The sequence below is a fragment of the Cellulomonas sp. P1_G12_2 genome, assembly GCF_056405535.1.
The window spans coordinates 132,281-149,893 of record NZ_JBFUBX010000003.1; the positions used below are offsets into that span (position 1 = coordinate 132,281).

15 protein-coding genes are annotated in these 17,613 nt (G+C 72.5%); 9 read left to right on the plus strand and 6 right to left on the minus strand.

What is annotated here, in order from left to right:
- Nucleotides 1-60: 60 nt before the first annotated feature.
- Complete coding sequence (locus AC1DXT_RS13115) at nucleotides 61-342, minus strand: Lrp/AsnC family transcriptional regulator (protein ID WP_056090625.1); 282 nt, start codon at nucleotides 340-342, stop codon at nucleotides 61-63.
- An 8-nt stretch (nucleotides 343-350) separates the two neighbouring features.
- A complete protein-coding gene (locus AC1DXT_RS13120; protein ID WP_477061751.1) occupies nucleotides 351-2,264 on the minus strand; it encodes a DEDD exonuclease domain-containing protein in 1,914 nt (637 codons plus the stop codon).
- Nucleotides 2,265-2,372: 108 nt separating this feature from the next.
- On the opposite strand from AC1DXT_RS13120, the gene AC1DXT_RS13125 reads away from it, so the two are divergent.
- From AC1DXT_RS13125 to AC1DXT_RS13140, 4 genes are all read left to right on the plus strand, one after another.
- Nucleotides 2,373-3,317, plus strand: coding sequence for a LysR family transcriptional regulator (locus AC1DXT_RS13125; protein WP_477061752.1), 945 nt, complete (start codon nucleotides 2,373-2,375; stop codon nucleotides 3,315-3,317).
- A 101-nt stretch (nucleotides 3,318-3,418) separates the two neighbouring features.
- The gene (locus tag AC1DXT_RS13130) at nucleotides 3,419-4,915 is read left to right on the plus strand and encodes a S1 family peptidase (protein WP_477061753.1); all 1,497 of its coding nucleotides are present in this window, start codon (nucleotides 3,419-3,421) and stop codon (nucleotides 4,913-4,915) included.
- Between the two features lie 95 nt (nucleotides 4,916-5,010).
- Complete coding sequence (locus AC1DXT_RS13135) at nucleotides 5,011-6,297, plus strand: NYN domain-containing protein (RefSeq protein WP_477061754.1); 1,287 nt, start codon at nucleotides 5,011-5,013, stop codon at nucleotides 6,295-6,297.
- A 38-nt stretch (nucleotides 6,298-6,335) separates the two neighbouring features.
- Nucleotides 6,336-6,554 (plus strand): hypothetical protein, encoded by a 219-nt coding sequence (locus tag AC1DXT_RS13140; protein WP_477061755.1) that lies wholly within the window; start codon nucleotides 6,336-6,338, stop codon nucleotides 6,552-6,554.
- A 4-nt stretch (nucleotides 6,555-6,558) separates the two neighbouring features.
- On the opposite strand, the gene AC1DXT_RS13145 is transcribed toward AC1DXT_RS13140, so the two are convergent.
- On the minus strand, nucleotides 6,559-8,373 hold the full coding sequence (locus AC1DXT_RS13145) for an AMP-dependent synthetase/ligase (RefSeq protein ID WP_477061756.1): 1,815 nt from the start codon (nucleotides 8,371-8,373) through the stop codon (nucleotides 6,559-6,561).
- 211 nt (nucleotides 8,374-8,584) lie between these two features.
- On the opposite strand from AC1DXT_RS13145, the gene AC1DXT_RS13150 reads away from it, so the two are divergent.
- Complete coding sequence (locus AC1DXT_RS13150) at nucleotides 8,585-9,532, plus strand: ROK family glucokinase (protein WP_477061757.1); 948 nt, start codon at nucleotides 8,585-8,587, stop codon at nucleotides 9,530-9,532.
- Nucleotides 9,533-9,549: 17 nt separating this feature from the next.
- On the opposite strand, the gene AC1DXT_RS13155 is transcribed toward AC1DXT_RS13150, so the two are convergent.
- Complete coding sequence (locus tag AC1DXT_RS13155) at nucleotides 9,550-10,191, minus strand: hypothetical protein (protein WP_477061758.1); 642 nt, start codon at nucleotides 10,189-10,191, stop codon at nucleotides 9,550-9,552.
- A gap of 149 nt (nucleotides 10,192-10,340) precedes the next feature.
- Between AC1DXT_RS13155 and AC1DXT_RS13160 the strand changes: the two genes are divergently transcribed.
- The 3 genes from AC1DXT_RS13160 (at nucleotide 10,341) to AC1DXT_RS13170 (ending at nucleotide 13,779) form a co-directional block, all read left to right on the plus strand.
- Nucleotides 10,341-11,126, plus strand: a complete 786-nt coding sequence (locus tag AC1DXT_RS13160) for a lysophospholipid acyltransferase family protein (protein WP_477061759.1) — start codon at nucleotides 10,341-10,343, stop codon at nucleotides 11,124-11,126.
- Nucleotides 11,127-11,209: 83 nt separating this feature from the next.
- Entirely contained in the window at nucleotides 11,210-12,430 is a 1,221-nt protein-coding gene (locus tag AC1DXT_RS13165; RefSeq protein ID WP_477061760.1) for a pyrophosphate--fructose-6-phosphate 1-phosphotransferase, read from the plus strand.
- Nucleotides 12,427-13,779 (plus strand): class II 3-deoxy-7-phosphoheptulonate synthase, encoded by a 1,353-nt coding sequence (locus AC1DXT_RS13170; protein WP_477061761.1) that lies wholly within the window; start codon nucleotides 12,427-12,429, stop codon nucleotides 13,777-13,779. Before AC1DXT_RS13165 ends, AC1DXT_RS13170 begins: the two co-directional genes overlap by 4 nt.
- 53 nt (nucleotides 13,780-13,832) lie before the next feature.
- Here AC1DXT_RS13170 and pknB read toward each other — a convergent pair whose 3' ends face one another.
- Together pknB and AC1DXT_RS13180 are read right to left on the minus strand one after the other, a co-directional pair.
- A complete protein-coding gene (gene pknB / locus AC1DXT_RS13175) occupies nucleotides 13,833-15,857 on the minus strand; it encodes a Stk1 family PASTA domain-containing Ser/Thr kinase (RefSeq protein ID WP_477061762.1) in 2,025 nt (674 codons plus the stop codon).
- A gap of 48 nt (nucleotides 15,858-15,905) precedes the next feature.
- Nucleotides 15,906-17,054: a LysM peptidoglycan-binding domain-containing protein gene (locus tag AC1DXT_RS13180; RefSeq protein ID WP_477061763.1), complete on the minus strand. Its 1,149-nt coding sequence runs from the start codon at nucleotides 17,052-17,054 to the stop codon at nucleotides 15,906-15,908.
- Nucleotides 17,055-17,198: 144 nt separating this feature from the next.
- Between AC1DXT_RS13180 and AC1DXT_RS13185 the strand changes: the two genes are divergently transcribed.
- Nucleotides 17,199-17,612: an Rv2175c family DNA-binding protein gene (locus tag AC1DXT_RS13185; protein WP_477061764.1), complete on the plus strand. Its 414-nt coding sequence runs from the start codon at nucleotides 17,199-17,201 to the stop codon at nucleotides 17,610-17,612.
- Nucleotide 17,613: the final 1 nt, after the last annotated feature.

The following is a 17,613-nucleotide window of genomic DNA, read 5'->3' on the forward strand; positions in this document are numbered from 1 at the left end:
CCTCGCGCTCGCTCCGGCCGAGTGACGCTCCCGCGCCCTCAGCCTCCGCTGCGCTCCACGTCAGTCCTCCAGACCGAGGGCGAACGCCTGCTCGAGGTCGTGCTGGCTGTAGGTCCGGAACGCGATGTACGTCTGCGTGCGGATGACGCCCTCGATCTTGCTCACCTTGTCCGCGATGACGTCGGCCAGGTCGTCGTGCTCGCGGACACGCACCATGGCGATGAGGTCGACCTCTCCGGTGACGGAGTAGACCTCGCTGACTCCGGGGAGCTCGGCGATCGCGGCGGCGACCTCCGGGATCCTCGCGGCGTCCGAGTCGATGAGCACGATGGCGGTCAGCATGCTCGTCATCATGCCGTGCGCGGCGGGTGGATGCTGAACGGGATGACCTGCGCGTCGTCGAGCTCCAGCCTGACCGGCCGCGCCTCGACGACGTCGAGCTCGCGTTCCGCGCCCACCCGGGGCAGGTGGACCACGAGGCCGTCCGGCTCGGGGGCGAGTCGCGGTCTGACCAGCGTCGCGACGGCGGTCGCCGGGTCTCCCAGCGCCTCGGCCGATCGCACGGGGCACGCCCACGGCACGTCGACCGCGACGAGGCGGACCCCCGGCTTCTCCAGCCAGGCGAGGATCAGGTCGGTCTCCTCCGGGTGCGCGGCCGTGGCAGGAGCGACGGCGGGCTCGACCTGCTCGCCGGTGGCCTGGAGGGTGGCGATGGCGGGCCGCGGGTCGGTTCGCCGGTCCACCCGTGCGGTCCCTGCGAGACGTCCGAACCGCACGAGCACCAGCTCCCACCCGCCGTCGTCGGCACGTCGAGCGGCCACCAGCTCGGCGCAGGTGGCGAGCGGGGCGAACCGCTGGGCTCGTGACGCGCCACGCAGGAAGCCGCCGAGGCGGTCCCGGACGGTCGCGGCCTCCTCGAACCGCTCCTGCGCCACCAGCCACGCGATCCGGTCGGCGTGCGCCTCGACCACGGGGGCGGCGTCGGCGACCATCGCGTGCCGGACGCGGTCGACGACCTCCGCATAGCCGGCCGGTCCCTGGTGACCGGTGCACGGGGCTCCGCACTTGCCCATCTCGACCAGCACGCACGCCGACGAGCCGGGCGCGGCCACGAGGGGGAGCTTGCGGGTGCACTGCCGGATGGGGAACGTCTCGTGCAGGGCCTCCACGGCCAGCTGGGCCGTCGACGCGGAGGAGAACGGTCCGATGTAGGTCGTGCCGTCGCCGTCCTTGACCTCCCGGACCACCGACAGGCGCGGGTAGGGCTCGGAGGTGAGGCGGACCCACGGCATGCGCTCGGGGAACCGGGACCTGCGGTTGTACCGGGGGGAGTGGGCGGCGATGAGGCGGAGCTCTCGGACGCGCGCCTCCAAGGGGGTCGCGCACGGGATCGGGTCGACGCGCTGCGCGACGCGGACCATCTCGATCATCCGGCTGCGCTTCTCCGCCGACGTGAAGTAGGAGCGGACGCGCTGGCGCAGCGACGTCGTGGACGTGCCGACGTAGAGCACCTCGTCGCCGGGTCCCCGGAACAGGTAGACGCCCGGCCCGTCCGGCAGGCCGTCCGCGAGGGTGCGCTTGCGGCGCACGTCCTCCGGCACGGGGTCCGTGGCGGTGGCGAGGTCCTCGAGGTGGGTGATGCCCAGGGGAGCCAGGCGCGCCAGCAGCGCGTGCAGCACGTCGACCGTCGCGCGGGCGTCGGAGAGGGCCCGGTGGTTGGGCGTGACCGTGGCGTGGAACAGGTAGGCGAGGGTGGACAGCTTGTGGTTCGGGGCCTCGTCGCGCGTGACCACCCGGCGCGCGAGCCGGACGGTGTCCACCACCTTGTTGCCCGGCCAGGCGTGACCCGTCCGGGCGGCGGCTGCCTTGAGGAAGCCGATGTCGAACGGGGCGTTGTGCGCGACGAGCACGGACCCGCGCGAGAACTCGAGGAAGCTGGGCAGCACCTCCTCGATCGGCGGCGCCCCGATGAGCATCGTCGTGGTGATGCCCGTGAGCACCTGGATGAAGGCCGGCACGGGACCGCCCGGGTCCACGAGCGTCTGGAACTCGCCGATCACCTCGCCGCCGCGCACCTTGACGGCACCGATCTCGGTGATCGCGCAGTCCGCCGGGGTGCCGCCCGTGGTCTCGAGGTCCACGACGACGAACGTGACGTCCGACAACGGGGTGCCCAGGTCGTCCAGCGTCTGCTGCACCGGACGCGCGGCCGGGTCCGGGGTGGCGTCCGCCCAGACGGGGCGCAGGCGGCGGACGGACGACATGGCTGGGACGCTACCCACGGGCACCGACACGACTCGGCTCCTGCCCCGGTGCGTCGCGACCTGGCCGTATGTCTCCCCACGACGGTGGCGGGTCGATAGTTTCGCCGGATGGAGCTCGAGCTGCGCCACCTCCGTCTGATCGTCACCGTCGCGGAACAGGGCTCGGTGACCCGCGCGGCCGCGACCCTCGGACTCACCCAGCCCGCCCTCACGGCCCAGCTCAACCGGATCGACCGCACGTTCGGAGCGGCGGTGTTCACGCGTGACCAGAGGGGCGCGCGGCCGACCGCCCTCGGAGAGTTCGTGCTCAGCCGCGCCAAGGTGCTGCTCCCGGCGATGTCCGCGCTGGTCGAGGACGCGCACCGGATCGTGGCCGGCCGGGACAAGCAGGCGCGGTCGGTGCGGGTCGGCACGGCGGCCACGGCGTTGGGTGGGCTCTTCGTCAACCACCTGGTGTCCGGACTGCACGCCGAGGTCACCAGCGTCACGCTGCCGGACGTCGACGGCGTCTCGGCGCAGCTGGCGGCGCGGACGCTCGACATCGCCCTGGTCGGCATGTGCGGGAACGCGTCACCGCCGACGGCGGGCGGTGTCCGGTGGTGGCGGGTGAGCACGGACCCGGTGTTCGTGCTCGTCCCGGACGACCACCCGCTGGCCACCCGGGCGGTCGTCGCGCTCACGGACCTCGCGGACGCCGACTGGCTCGGGGTGTCCGGCGCCGGGTGCTTCCAGCGCTGCTTCGTCACCGCCTGCGCGCGGGCCGGGTTCACTCCGGGCAAGGTGAGCGAGGCCGACCGGGCGGCGTGCGTCGACCTGGTCCGGGCGGGTCACGGTGTCGCCCTGGTGCAACCGACGTTCCCCGACACCCCCGGGGTCTGCGTGGTCCCCCTGGCGGGCGTGCCGCTGCAGTGGGCGCACCACGTGGGCTGGCACGACGAGGCGCCCCCGCTGCCGGTCGACGGCATCGTGGAGGCCGCCGTCCGCGCCCACGCCGAGGCCGTGAGCCGCAGCAGCCCCCGGTTCCTCGACTGGCTGGCCGCCTCCAGGGCATAACCGCGGTGCTATGCCCACCGAGTGATCTGTTCTTCGACTCCCGTCACGCCTAGTGTGACTGACGGCCTACCGGCCGATGTGACGACGGAGGGACGACGGACATGACGCGACACACCTGGAGGGCGGCGGTGACGGCCTGTGCGGCCGGCGCGCTCCTCGCCGGACCGCTGGCGGTCGGATCGACTGCCGCACCATCCGACCCCGGATCCACGAGCCCGCAGGAGCTCGGCATCCAGCAGAAGGTCGACCCCGCGATCCAGAAGGCGCTCGAGCGCGACCTCGGGCTCAGCCCGTCCGCTGCCGCCAAGCGGCTCACCTTCCAGGCGGACGCCGCCGGGAAGCAGCGCGTGCTCAAGGCACGACTGGGAGCCACGTACGCCGGCGCCTGGATCGACCCCACGAAGAACGTGCTGTACGTCGGCGTCGCCGACGGAGGTGCCGCCTCGACCGTGCAGGCGGCCGGTGCGCAGGCCGTCGTCGTCGACCACACGCTCGCCGACCTCGAGCAGTGGCAGTCCTCGCTCGACGCGACCACCGCCGAGGCTGCCGCGGCCGTGCCGAGCTGGTACGTCGACGTCACGACCAACTCGGTCGTCGTGTCGGTGCGCGCAGGCGGCGAGACCGCCGCACGCCGGCTCGTCGAGCGGGCCGGGGTGCCGGCGGACTCGGTGACGTTCCAGCCGACGGCCGAGGCGCCGAGGACCTTCATCGACATCGTCGGCGGCAACGCCTACACGATCGGCGGGACCAGCCGCTGCTCCGTCGGCTTCTCCGTCACGGGCGGGTTCGTGTCCGCGGGCCACTGCGGTCAGACCGGGGCGACGACCGCGACGCCGACCGGGACGTTCCGGGGCTCCAGTTTCCCGGGCAACGACTACTCGTGGATCGGCGCCGCCGCCGGCAACACCCCGATCGGCGCGGTCAACCAGTACAACGGCAGCCGGGTCTCCGTCGCCGGGTCCACCGACGCCGCGGTGGGCGCCTCGGTCTGCCGGTCGGGATCGACCACCGGCTGGCACTGCGGGACGATCCAGTCCCGTGGCGCCAGCGTGACCTACGCCGAGGGCACGGTGAGCGGGCTCATCCGTACCAACGTGTGCGCCGAGCCCGGCGACTCCGGAGGCTCCCTCATCGCCGGCAACCAGGCGCAGGGCGTGACGTCCGGCGGGTCCGGGAACTGCTCCTCCGGCGGCACCACCTACTTCCAGCCGGTGAACGAGATCCTGTCCGCCTACGGGCTCACGCTGACCACCGGGGGAGGCGGCACCACCCCGCCCCCGACGACGTCCTGCTCGGGCTACGCGGCCACCTACCAGGGCACCCTCTCCTCCGGCTCCGCCGTGGCCCAGCCCTCGGGTGGCTCGGTGAGCGTGACCCGCAGCGGCACGTTCCGGCTCTGCCTCGCAGGTCCGACCGGCGCCGACTTCGACCTCTACCTGCAGAAGCGGAGCGGGACCGCCTGGTCGACGGTCGCACGGGGGACGACGTCGTCGCCCAACGAGGCGTTCACCTACTCCGGCACCGCCGGCACCTACCGGTACGTCGTCGACGCGTACTCCGGCTCCGGCGCGTACGTCCTGGGGGTCACGACCCCCTGACGTCGCGGCGGACCCGGCCTGGCGGTCACCCCTCATCCGGTGGCCGCCGGGCCGGGTCCCGGCGTCGACTGCCCGCGGCACCTAGGGTGCTGGTCATGAGCGGCGAACGCGGGACCGGCGACGACGCCACCGAGGTGCCGACGACGTTGCGGACGGCGCTGGTGCAGGTGGCAGCCGACGTCCTGGGGACGACGGAGCCCGTCGAGGTCCCCCCCTCGCTGCGCGCCGTCCACCGGTTCGCCCCACGTCGACGCGCGACCGCGGGGGCGGGGCCGCTGTGGAGCGCTCTGCAGGACGACGCGTACCGGGCACGGGTGGCGCGCGTGTGGACGCAGGCGAACCCCGAGCTGGCCGCCCAGGTGGCTCCGGACGCCCCGGAGCCGGCTGAGCCGTCGGTACAGGCCGCGGTCGGCGCGTGGCTCCTGGGCTCGGGGTGGCAGGAGCTGATGCCTGCGGAGGAGTCGCCGGTCGGCGCCGTGAGTGCGGAGGCGCAGGCCAGGCTGGCGCGCGCCCAGGCGGAGGTGGAGCGGGTCCGGGCGGACGCCGCGGCGGCCCGCGACGAGGCGCGAGCCGCCGAGGAGCAGCTCGGAGCGCTGCAGCGCGAGCTGCGACGGCTGCGATCCGACGCGGACCGAGCGCGCAGCGAGGGGCGCCGCGCGGCCGAGGAGGCGCGCGCGTCCCAGGACGCGGCGGAGCTCGCCCACGCACGCGCCGCCGACGACCTCCGGCGGGCCGTCGAGGAACGTCGGGCGGCGCAGGCCGAGCGCACGGCGGCCCGGGCGGAGCTGCGGGCGGCCCGCAAGCTCGCCGACGTCCGCGTCCGCCTCCTCCTCGACACGATCGTCGACGCCGCGAGCGGGCTGCGCTCCGAGCTCGCGCTGCCGCCGGTCGCGGACCTGCCGGCCGACCTCGTCAGTCCGCCCACGGAGCGCACGGCGGTGCGGCCGGGCTCGCGCGGGCGGTCGGTCGAGGACCCGGAGCTGCTGGACGAGCTGTTGCGTCAGCCGTGGGCGCACCTGATGGTCGACGGGTACAACGTCTCGAAGTCCGGGTTCGGGGAGCTGTCGCTGGCCGACCAGAGGCGTCGGCTCGTCGACGGGCTCGCGCAGGTGGCCGCCCGGACCGGCGCCGAGGTCACGTGCTGCTTCGACGGCCAGGAGGGTCAGCAGCACCCGCCCGGCGGGTACGCGCGCGGTGTCCGGGTGCTCTTCGCGGTGGGGGAGATCGCCGACGACCTCATCCGACGCCTCGTGCACGCCGAGCCTCCCGGCCGGGTGCTCGTCGTCGTGACCAGCGACCAGGAGGTCGTGCGCGACGTCGAGGCCGCGGGCGCCTGGGTGGTGCCGTCCAGCACGCTGGTCGCGCGCCTGCAGCGCCTCTGACCGCGAGTGTGTCGGTGGTCGTGGCTAGCGTCCCCGGCATGATCATCGACTGCGACACCTGCACGGAGCGCGGGGCCGCGTGCGCGGACTGCGTCGTGACCTTCCTGACCATCCCGGTGCGCACCACGACGCCCGAGGCGATGCCTGTCGCGACCGCCGCAGGGGCGGTCGAGCTCGATGCAGCGGAGCAGCACGCCATCGGCGTGCTCGCGGCGTCGGGTCTCGTCCCGCCCCTGCGTCTGGTGCGCGCGGTGTGAGCCGTCAGTCTCCCGCCGGGCCCTCGTAGAGGGCGTCGATCTCGCCGGCGTAGTCCTTGAGCACCTCGTTGCGACGGATGCTCAGCTTCGGCGTGAGGTAGCCGTTGGCGATGGTGAGGTCCGACTCGAGGATCCGGTACTTGCGCACCGACTCCGCCCGGGAGACCGCCTTGTTCGCCTTCTCGACCGCCTTGTCCAGGGATGCCAGGACGTCCGCGTCCTTGGCCGCCTCGGCGAGCGTCATCGCCGGCTTGCCGTGCGCGGACAGCCAGCCGGGGACGCCCTCGGGGTCGAGGGTGATGAGCGCGCCGATGAAGGGGCGCTGGTCACCGACCACGACCACCTGGCTGATGAGCGGGTGCGCGCGGATACGGTCCTCGAGCACGGCGGGGGCCACGTTCTTGCCGCCGGCCGTGACGATGATCTCCTTCTTGCGACCCGTGATCCGCAGGTAGCCGTCGTCGTCCAGGGACCCGAGGTCGCCCGTGCGGAACCACCCGTCGTGCATGGCCTCCGCGGTCGCCGCCTCGTTGTTGTGGTAGCCGCGGAACACCTGGATGCCCTGGAGCTCCACCTCGCCGTCCTCGGCGATGCGCACGCCGCTGCCCGGCAGGGGGATGCCGACCGTGCCGATCTTGGTGCCGCGTCCGGGGCGGTTCACGGTCGCGGGTGCGGTGGTCTCGGTCAGTCCGTAGCCCTCGAGCACGTTGAGGCCGAGACCGCGGTAGAAGTGACCGAGCCGCTCGCCCAACGGAGCGCCGCCCGAGACGGCCCACCGCGCGTTGCCGCCCAGCGCGTTGCGCAGGCGGTGCAGCACCAGCACGTCCGCCACCTTGTGCTGCAGGCGCAGCCAGAGGCTCGGGCCGTGCGGGTTGTCGAGCGCGCGCGAGTAGACGATCGACGTCTTCGCGGCCCGCTGGAAGATCGACCCCTTGCCGCCCGCGGCAGCCTTCTGCTCGGCGGAGTTGTAGACCTTCTCGAACACCCGGGGGACCGCGAGGATGAACGTCGGCCGGAAGGAGCCGAGGTCGTCGATGAGGGTGGCGGTGCTGGGGCTGTGGCCCAGGACGGCGCCGGCGGGGATGCAGAGCACCTCGATGAACCGGGCGAACACGTGCGCGAGCGGCATGAAGAGCAGCGTGCGCGCGCCGGGCTCGGCGAACACCTCGTTGATGTCCTCGACCGCGTTCACGGTGAGCAGGTAGAAGTTGCCGTGCGTGAGCTCGACACCCTTCGGCCGGCCCGTCGTCCCCGACGTATAGATGATGGTGGCGACGTCGTCGAGCACCGCGAGGCCGCGGCGACGGGTGATCTCCTCGTCGGACGTGCTCGCTCCGCCGGTGACGATGGTGTCGATCGCACCGTCGTCGAGGATCAGGACCTCGCGCAGGGTGTGCGCATCGGCGCGGACCTCGTCGACGACCGCGGCGTGCGCTGCGGTCTCGACGACGAGCAGCGAGACGTCCGCGTCGGTGAGGATCCACAGGACCTGCTCGGCCGACGACGTCTCGTACAGGGGGACCGGCACGGCGCCCGCGGCCCAGACGGCCCAGTCGATCAGCGACCACTCGTACCGCGTGCGCGACATGATGCCGACGCGGTCACCGGGCTGCACGCCTCGTGCGACGAGACCCTTGGCCACGGCGACGATCTCCGCGTCGAACTCCCGCGAGGTCAGGGGGATCCACGGGCCGCCCTCGTGCGTCTTGTGCTCGACGAGGACGCCGTCGGGCGTGCTCGCGACCCGGGCGGCGAGCAGGTCGTTGAGGTTCTTCGAGGGATCGACCTCGACGCGCAAAGGGATGTGGAACTCGTCCATGCTGGCTCCAGTGACAGGGGGGCGAAGTGTGGCCCCGACGATACGGGACTTCGGTCGCCCTGTGGGCAGCAGCCGAATGGGTACGCTCTGCGGCGGGCCTGGTCGCGGGGTCTTCCGGGCACGTGGGCCGGGGGCCGCGCAGGCGGATAGCGTGGAAGCCCGCACCGGACGGTAGCGAGCACGGTACGAGCGCGTAGGAGCACACACGAACATGCACGCCATCGGTGTGGACATCGGCGGGACCAAGATCGCGGCGGGAGTCGTCGACGAGGAGGGCACGATCCTCGCGCAGACGCGCCGGGAGACGTCGCCCGACGACGTCGCGGGGATCGACAAGGCCATCGCCGAGGTCTACCTCGAGCTGAGCGGTTCCTACGAGGTCAGCGCCATGGGCGTCGCCGCCGCCGGGTTCGTCTCGGCCGACCGTTCGTCCGTCCTGTTCGCCCCGAACATCGCGTGGCGCGACTACCCCCTGCGCCAGCGGGTCCAGGCGATCCTCCAGAACGACGACGTGCTGGTCGTCGTCGAGAACGACGCCAACGCCGCCGGCTGGGCCGAGTTCCGGTTCGGTGCGGGCCGCGACGTCGACGACATGCTCATGCTCACCGTCGGCACCGGCCTGGGCGGCGCCATCGTGTCCAACGGCGAGCTCGTGCGCGGGGCGTGGGGTGTCGCCGCGGAGATCGGGCACATGCGCGTGGTCCCCGGGGGCCACTACTGCGGTTGCGGCCACGAGGGCTGCTGGGAGCAGTACGCCTCGGGGAGCGCCCTGGTGCGCGACGCGCAGGCCACCGTGATCATCGAGCCCGACCGCGCCAAGCGGCTCCTGGAGCTGGCCGGCGGAGACGTCGACAAGCTCAACGGTCCGCAGGTCACGCAGGCGGCCCAGGAGGGTGACCCGCTGGCGGTCGAGCTGCTCGCCGAGCTCGGACGCTGGGTGGGCGAGGGCGCGGCGTCGGCCACTGCGCTGCTCGACCCGGCGCTGATCGTCGTCGGGGGAGGCGTGGCGGACGCGGGAGATCTGCTCCTGGTTCCCGCCCGCAAGGGCTTCGCGGAGCAGCTGTCCGGACGTGGGCACCGGCCCGAGGCGAAGATCGTGGTCGCGTCGATGGGCAACGACGCGGGGATGGTCGGCGCGGCCGACCTCGCCCGCCTCTGAGGACGGGTGCGACCGGGTCAGACCACCGCGCCGGTGTCGTCGTCGTCGGGGTCACGGCGGTGCGGCATCCGCCACAGGAGCACGCCGACGCCCACGACGAAGAGGGCGGCGGCCGCCTGCACGAGCGCGGGCGGTGCGTCGCGCCACGCCACCAGGACCACCAGCAGGAAGAGCGGCACGCCCGCGGCGGCGAACCATGCCATCGTGAGCAGCGGGTCACCCCCGAGGATCGGCCCGGGATCGGGCGGCACGAAGTGCTCCTCGGCGTCGACGGCGCTCTCGGCATCGTCGATCTGCGAGGTCCCGTCCCAGTCGCGCCCGGACAGCTCGGGCTCACGCGTCGGCTCCTGGGCGGGCCGCACGACGCGTCGGTCGGCGACCCACGGCGCGACGGGGAACGACAGGCCGGTCGCGGGCTCGGCGGTCGTCGCTCCCGGTGGGGGCGTGGGGGTCGTGGGGGGCTCCTGGTCCTCGTCGAACCCGTCGAGCTCACCGAGGTCGGCCACGATGGCGGCCCACACCTCGTCGTCCGAGAGCGGCGGTGGTGCGGCATGATCAGGCGGCCCGTCGGGCGGGCCGGCAGGCAGACCGGCAGCCGGCGGTTCGTCGGCGCCCGTCGGCTGGACCCCCTCGTCGGGGTCGTCGGGGCGAGGTGCCATAGGAGCACTCTAGAGTCGGACCGGGTAGTCGGGGTGGCAGGTGCTCGGCCCCGGCTTCCGCAGGGAGTCGTCGGGGGGCGAGCGCAGGGCTCGGGTGGGCGGTCAGTCCGTGAGTCGGGTCGAGAGGTGAACCGTTGTTCTACTGGTTGATGAAGCGGGTCTTCGTCGGTCCGCTGCTGCACCTGGTCTACCGGCCGTGGGTGCGCGGCGCCGAGAACGTGCCGGAGGAGGGTGCCGCGATCCTGGCGAGCAACCACCTCGCGGTGATCGACTCGTTCTTCCTGCCGCTCGTGCTCGACCGTGAGCTCGTGTTCATCGGCAAGCAGGAGTACTTCACCGGCTCGGGGATCAAAGGTCGCCTCACGGCGGGCTTCATGCGCGGCGTCGGCACGATCCCCGTGGACCGCGGGGGCGGCAAGGCGAGCGAGGCGGCCCTGCGCACCGGGCTGCGACGCCTGAACGACGGCGACCTGTTCGGCATCTACCCCGAGGGCACCCGCAGCCCCGACGGCCGGCTGTACCGCGGCAAGACCGGCATCGCGCGCCTGGCGCTCGAGTCCGGCGCCCCCGTGATCCCGGTCGCGATGGTCGGCACCGACGAGGCGCAGCCTGCCGGTCGCAGGATCCCGAAGGTCATGCGCATCGGCACGGTCATCGGCGAACCCCTCGACTTCAGCCGCTACCAGGGCATGGAGAACGACCGGTTCATCCTGCGCTCGGTGACCGACGAGATCATGTACGCGATCATGAGCCTGTCCGGCCAGGAGTACGTGGACGTCTACGCGGCCACCCAGAAGGCGCGCATCGCCACCGGCCACCCGGCCGTCGCGGGCGACGCGGCCGACCATCTTCCCGCCGCGCCGGGAGGACGTCCCGTGCCGGACGTCCAGGTGCCGGTCCCCCCGCAGGACGGGTCCGGGACGTCAGTAGGATGACGCGGTCGGCCTGAGCGTCGGCACCGTGGGCGCGCCCGACAGATCGTGCGCGTCGAAGGCAATGTCTACGAGAGGTGTTTCTCATGTCGGTTCGTCGCGTCGCCCTCCTGACCGCAGGTGGCTTCGCTCCGTGCCTGTCGTCCGCCGTCGGTGGGCTCATCGAGCGGTACACGGAGATCGCTCCCGACATCGAGATCATCGCGTACCAGCACGGGTACTACGGCCTCCTGCGCGGCGACAAGATCGTCGTCGACGCGGACACGCGTGCCAAGGCCGGCATCCTGCACAAGTTCGGCGGCTCGCCCATCGGCAACTCGCGCGTCAAGCTCACCAACGCGAAGGACTGCGTCAAGCGCGGCCTCGTGCAGGAGGGGCAGGACCCGCTGAAGGTGGCCGCCGAGCAGCTCAAGGCCGACGGCGTGGACGTCCTGCACACCATCGGTGGCGACGACACCAACACGACGGCTGCCGACCTCGCCGCGTACCTGCACGAGAACGGCTACGACCTGACCGTCGTCGGCCTGCCCAAGACGATCGACAACGACGTGGTGCCCATCAAGCAGTCGCTGGGCGCCTGGACCGCCGCCGAGGAGGCCGCCGGGTTCGCCGCGAACATCATCGGCGAGCACCGCTCCGGCCCGCGCATGCTCATCGTGCACGAGGTCATGGGCCGGCACTGCGGGTGGCTCACCGCCGCCGCGGCCGCCGAGTACCGCAAGTGGCTCGACACGCAGGAGTGGGTCCCGGGCATCGGCCTGACGCGCGAGCGCTGGGACATCCACGCCGTGTTCGTGCCGGAGCTGGCGCTCGACATCGACGCCGAGGCCGCGCGCCTCAAGGCGATCATGGACGAGCAGGGCAACGTCAACATCTTCCTGTCCGAGGGCGCCGGCATGCACGAGATCGTCGAGCAGCTCGAGGCCGCCGGCACGCCCGTGGAGCGCGACCCGTTCGGTCACGTCAAGCTCGACACCGTGAACCCGGGCCAGTGGTTCGCCAAGCAGTTCGGCGAGAAGCTGGGCGCCGAGAAGACGATGGTGCAGAAGTCCGGGTACTACTCGCGCGCCGCGGCGGCGAACGCCGAGGACCTGCGCCTCATCAAGTCGATGACCGACCTGGCCGTGGAGTCCGCGCTGCGCGGCGAGTCCGGCGTCATCGGTCACGACGAGGAGCAGGGCGACGTGCTGCGCGCCATCGAGTTCCCGCGCATCGCGGGCGGCAAGGCGTTCGACGTGTCGCAGCCCTGGTTCGGTGCGCTGCTGGAGGACATCGGACAGTCCCTGGTCCCGGCGAGCCACTCATGAGTGTCGAGCCGGACCCGCAGGTCGTCGCGGGGCTCGACGCCTGGCGGTCGATGGGCGCGCTCCAGCAGCCGCAGTGGCCGGACGCGACCGCCCTCGACGCGGTGACGGCTCGGCTGTCGACGCTCCCGCCGCTCGTGTTCGCGGGCGAGGCGGACCACCTGCGCGCGCAGCTGGCGGCCGCCGGGCGTGGCGAGGCGTTCCTGCTCCAGGGCGGTGACTGCGCGGAGACGTTCAGCACGGCGACGGCGGACAACATCCGCAACAAGATCAAGACGATCCTGCAGATGGCCGTCGTGCTCACGTACGGCGCCAGCCTGCCGGTCATCAAGATGGGCCGGATGGCCGGGCAGTACGCCAAGCCCCGCAGCTCCGACACGGAGACCCGCGACGGCGTGACGCTGCCGGCGTTCCGCGGCGACATCATCAACGACTACGAGTTCACCACCGAGGCCCGCACGCCGGACCCGCAGCGGCTGCTCGAGGCGTACCACACCTCCGCGTCGACGCTGAACCTCATCCGGGCGTTCACCACCGGCGGGTTCGCCTCGTTGCTGCGCGTGCACGAGTGGAACCGCGGCTTCATGGCCAACCCGTCGTACTCGCGCTACGAGGAGATCGCGGCGGAGATCGACCGGGCCATCCGGTTCATGGCGGCCTGCGGTGCCGACTTCGACGCGCTGCGCTCCGTCGACTTCTTCTCCAGCCACGAGGGCCTGCTGCTCGACTACGAGCGCCCGCTGACCCGCATCGACTCGCGGACCGGGCTCCCGTACGACTGCTCGGCGCACTTCGTGTGGATCGGTGAGCGCACCCGCCAGCTCGGCGGCGCGCACGTGGACTACTTCTCGCGCGTGCAGAACCCGCTGGGCATCAAGCTGGGCCCGACGACCACCGGTGACGACGCGCTGGCGCTCATCGACAAGCTGAACCCGCAGGGCGAGGCCGGGCGCATCACGTTCATCACCCGCATGGGGGCCGGCAAGGTCCGTGACCTGCTGCCCGCGCTCGTCGAGAAGGTGACGGCCGACGGTCGTCCCGTGACGTGGGTCTGCGACCCGATGCACGGCAACGGGATCACGTCGGCGTCCGGCTACAAGACGCGCCGGTTCTCCGACGTCATGGACGAGGTCGCCGGCTTCTTCGAGGTGCACCGCGGCCTCGGCACGGTGCCCGGTGGCCTGCACATCGAGCTCACCGGCGACGACGTCACCGAGGTGCTGGGCGGGTCCGAGGAGATCGACGACGAGGGCCTGGCGCGGCGGTACGAGACGCTCGTCGACCCGCGTCTGAACCACCAGCAGTCGCTGGAGATGGCGTTCCAGGTCGTGGAGCTGCTCCGCGCGTCCTGAGGTCGTGAACGACGAAGCCCGGTCCCGCCTGCGCGGTGCCGGGCTTCGTCGTCTCAGACCACGGTGAGGACGATCTCCGTACCGACCTTGACCGGCTGACCCGCGGGCGCGCTCTGGTCACGGACCGTCCCGAAGAAGCCGCCCAGCACGTTCTCGCGCTTCACCGTGAGGCCGAGCTTCTCGAGCTGGGCCTTGGCGGCGTCGAACTGCTTGCTGACGACGTTGGGCATCTCGACGTTCTCCGGGCCCTTGGAGACGTTCACCGCGATGGTGTCGCCTCGGTGGCCCTCGGCTCCGGCTGCGGGGTTCTGGTCGATGATCAGGCCTGCCGCCACGGTGTCGCTGAACGCCTCGGTCGGTGCGAGCTTGAGGTTGTCGGTCACGAGCTCGGCGGTCGCGTCCTCGACGCTCATCCCGACCACGGAGGTGATCGTGACCGGCGCGGGTCCGTCGGAGAGCGTCAGCGTCACGGTCGTACCGCGGATCGTCTGAGTGTCGGGCGCGGCGGGCGTGCCGTCGGGAAGCGTCGCGCTGATGACCTCGCCGAGGCCCTCCGAGTCGCTGAACTCCGGCTCCGTGTAGGCGACCTCGAAGTCGGCGGCCGCCAGAGCGGCCTCCGCCTTCGCCTGCGCCTCGCCGATGACACCCGCGGGCACGAGCACGTAGTCGGGGCCCTTGGAGACGGTGAACGCCACGGTGCCGTCCTTGCGGATCCGGTCACCCTGGCCGGGGTCGGTGCGGAAGACCGTGTCGACGGGCGCCTCGGCGTCGAAGGCGGACGTCGGGTCGGCGCCGAGACCGGCCCGCGCAAGGATCGCGGTCGCCTCCTCGGCGTCCTGCCCGATGATCGTCGGGACGGTCGTGTAAGCGCCCGGGCCCTGCTGGAGGTACCACCAGGTGCCGCCGCCGACCAGCGCCGCAAGGATGGTGAGCACGATGATCCAGCGGGCGCGATGACCCTTCCGGGTCGGCTCGGGCGGCCGGCCGGTGAGCAGCTCCGCGGCGACGCCGAGCCCGATGGGCAGCGCGACGGTGGTCCCGCGGGCGTCGTTGACCTCGATGAGGGTGGTCTCGTCCGGGTCGGAGTCCGGCTCGTCGAGGTCCTGCCCCTCGTCGGCAGCGTCCTCGTCCGTCTCGGCGTCCAGGTCGGTTTCGGCCGGGTCCGTCGCCGCGGGGAGCACGATCGACGGGCTGACGTCCGCGTGCCGGGCGAGCGTCTCGTCGTCCAGCGCGGCGCGCGTGCGGCGCAGGAGGGTGAGGGCGGCTGCGGCGTCGACAGGCCGGTCGTCGGGGTCGCGGGAGGCGAGCGCCCGGACGGCGTCGTCGATCTCGATGGGTAGCCAGTCGACGAGCTCCGACGGCGCGGGGACGTCGTTGTTGACGTGCTGGAACGCGACCTGGATCGGCGTCTCGCCCGTGAAGGGCTGCCGTCCGGTGAGCATCTCGAAGAGCAGGATCCCGATCGCGTACACGTCGGTGCGTGCGTCGCTGACCCCGCGGGTGACCAGCTCCGGGGCCAGGTAGGCGACCGTGCCGAGCACCGTCCCGGTGGTGGTCGAGGTGACCTCCGTGACCGCGCGCGCCAGGCCGAAGTCCGCGAGCTTCACGCGCCCGTCGGAGGCGAGCAGCACGTTCTCGGGCTTGATGTCGCGGTGCACCAGGCCGACGCGGTGGGCCGCGGCCAGCGCGTCGAGGACGCTCTCACCGATGCGCAGCGCGTCGGCGACGGTCAGGGCGCCACGCTCGCCGATGTGCCGACGCAGGTTGCTGCCGTCGATGTACTCCATCGTCAGGTAGCTGGTCTCGCCGTCGACACCCTGGTCGTACACCCCGACGAGGCCGGGGTGCGTGAGGCGGGCGGCGGTGCGGGCCTCGCGACGGAACCGTGCGACGAAGTCCGACCCGGACGTGCCCTCGGCCAGGTGGGCGTGCATCACCTTGAGCGCGACGTCGCGGTCGAGCCGCCGGTCGACGGCCAGGTAGACGGTCGCCATGCCCCCGCGGGCGATGCGGGACACGACCTCGTACCTGCTGTCGACCAGGCGGCCGACGAACGGATCGGTGATGGTGGCTCCCACGGCAGGGAGTCTACGGTCGCGAGCCCCGCCGGTGCGGCAGGCGCGACCTCAGCGGAAGCGCGTCATGTGCGTCTGGACGTTGGCGACGTAGCGCCGCGTGTCCGCGAACATCCCGTTCTTCTTCACCGACGCCGCGCCCTGGTAGTAGCCGGCGATCGCCGTGGGCAGGTCGGGGGCGTTGCCGACGAGCGCGCGCAGGATGGCGACGCCCGCGGTGACGTTGTCGTCCGGGTTCACGAGGTTGAGCCGACGACCGACGAGGTCCGACGCCCACTGGCCCGACGTGGGGATCACCTGCATGGTGCCGATGGCGTTGGCGGGGGAGACCACCGCGTGCTTGAACCCGGACTCCTGGAACGCGACAGCCTGGGCGAGCGCCGGGTCCACGCCCATCGCGCGGGCCGTCGCGGCGACCTTGGCCTGCATCTCGGCCTTCGACGGCGTCCCGGTGCTGCGCAGGGTGGCGAGGTTCGCGTTGGCGGCGGCGACGACGGAGTCGGAGTAGGTGCGTCCGGCGAACGTGTTGCCGACGGCTGCGGATGCAGGTGCGGCGGCCGGGACCGGCACGGTGAGGGTCTGCCCGATGCGGATCAGCGCGCGGGAGTCGAGGCCGTTGGCAGCGACGATCGCGGCGACGGTGGCGCCGTGCTTGGCGGCGATGGCGGTGACCGTCTCGCCGGACCGCACGGTGTGGGAGACGGTGCTCGCCGCCTGAGCGGCAGCGGCCGGGGCGGGTGCGGCTGCGGCGCCTGCGGTGGACCCCGGGACCGCCAGTGTCTGGCCGACGCGGATGAAGGCGCGTGCGTCGAGCCCGTTCGCTGCCACGATCGCCTGCACCGAGGTCCCGAGCTTCGCGGCGATGTGGCTGACCGTGTCGCCCGAGGCGACCGTGTACGACCCCGCGGCCGGTGTCGCCACGGCGGCCGGTGCGGACGCGGCTGCGGAGGACGACGTCGGGATCGTCAGCACCTGCCCGATCCGGATGCGCGACACGTCCGCCAGGGCGTTGGCGCGCGCGATGGCCGCGACGGTGGTGCCGGTGCGGGTGGCGATGTGGCTGACGGTGTCCCCGGAGCGGACCTTGTAGGCGTCGTCGGCATGCGCCGCGCCCCCGGTCGCGGTCACGCCGACGACGGCCAGCGCGAGGGTCGCGCCGGTCCCGCTGGCCACTCTGCGGGCGGTGGCGTGGTGCGACATGGGGCCTACCTCATGGTGCGGAAGTGAACGGATGGTGCCTGTGTGACTGGAGTGACAGAATGCGAACGTATCCGAATACGGCACGCGGGGAAAGCGCACGGGGGAATTGCGCGGGTGTAATTCGTAGATGCGTACTCTTGTCGGGTGAACGATTCTGCAGAGACCCTCGACCGGCTGGTCGACGAGTGGCTCACCGTCCCTGATGTTGCCGACCGGCTCGGCCTCGACGCCTCGAGGGTGCGCCGGATCGTGCAGGAGCGCCGGATCATCGGTGTCCGCCGCGGCGACCCGCGGGTGTTCTCCGTGCCGGGCGCGTTCCTCGTGCCGGGGCACCTCGCCAACCCGTCGCAGCCGACCAACCGCGACCCGGACCAGCCGTGGGCGGTGCTCGCCTCGCTCCAGGGCACGCTCACGGTGCTGTCCGACGCCGGGTTCACGGACGAGGCAGCCATCGAGTGGCTCTTCACGCCGGACGAGTCGCTGCCGGGCACGCCCATCGACGCACTGCGCGCCGGGCGCAAGACGGAGATCCGCCGGCGGGCAGCCGCGGAGCTCTGAG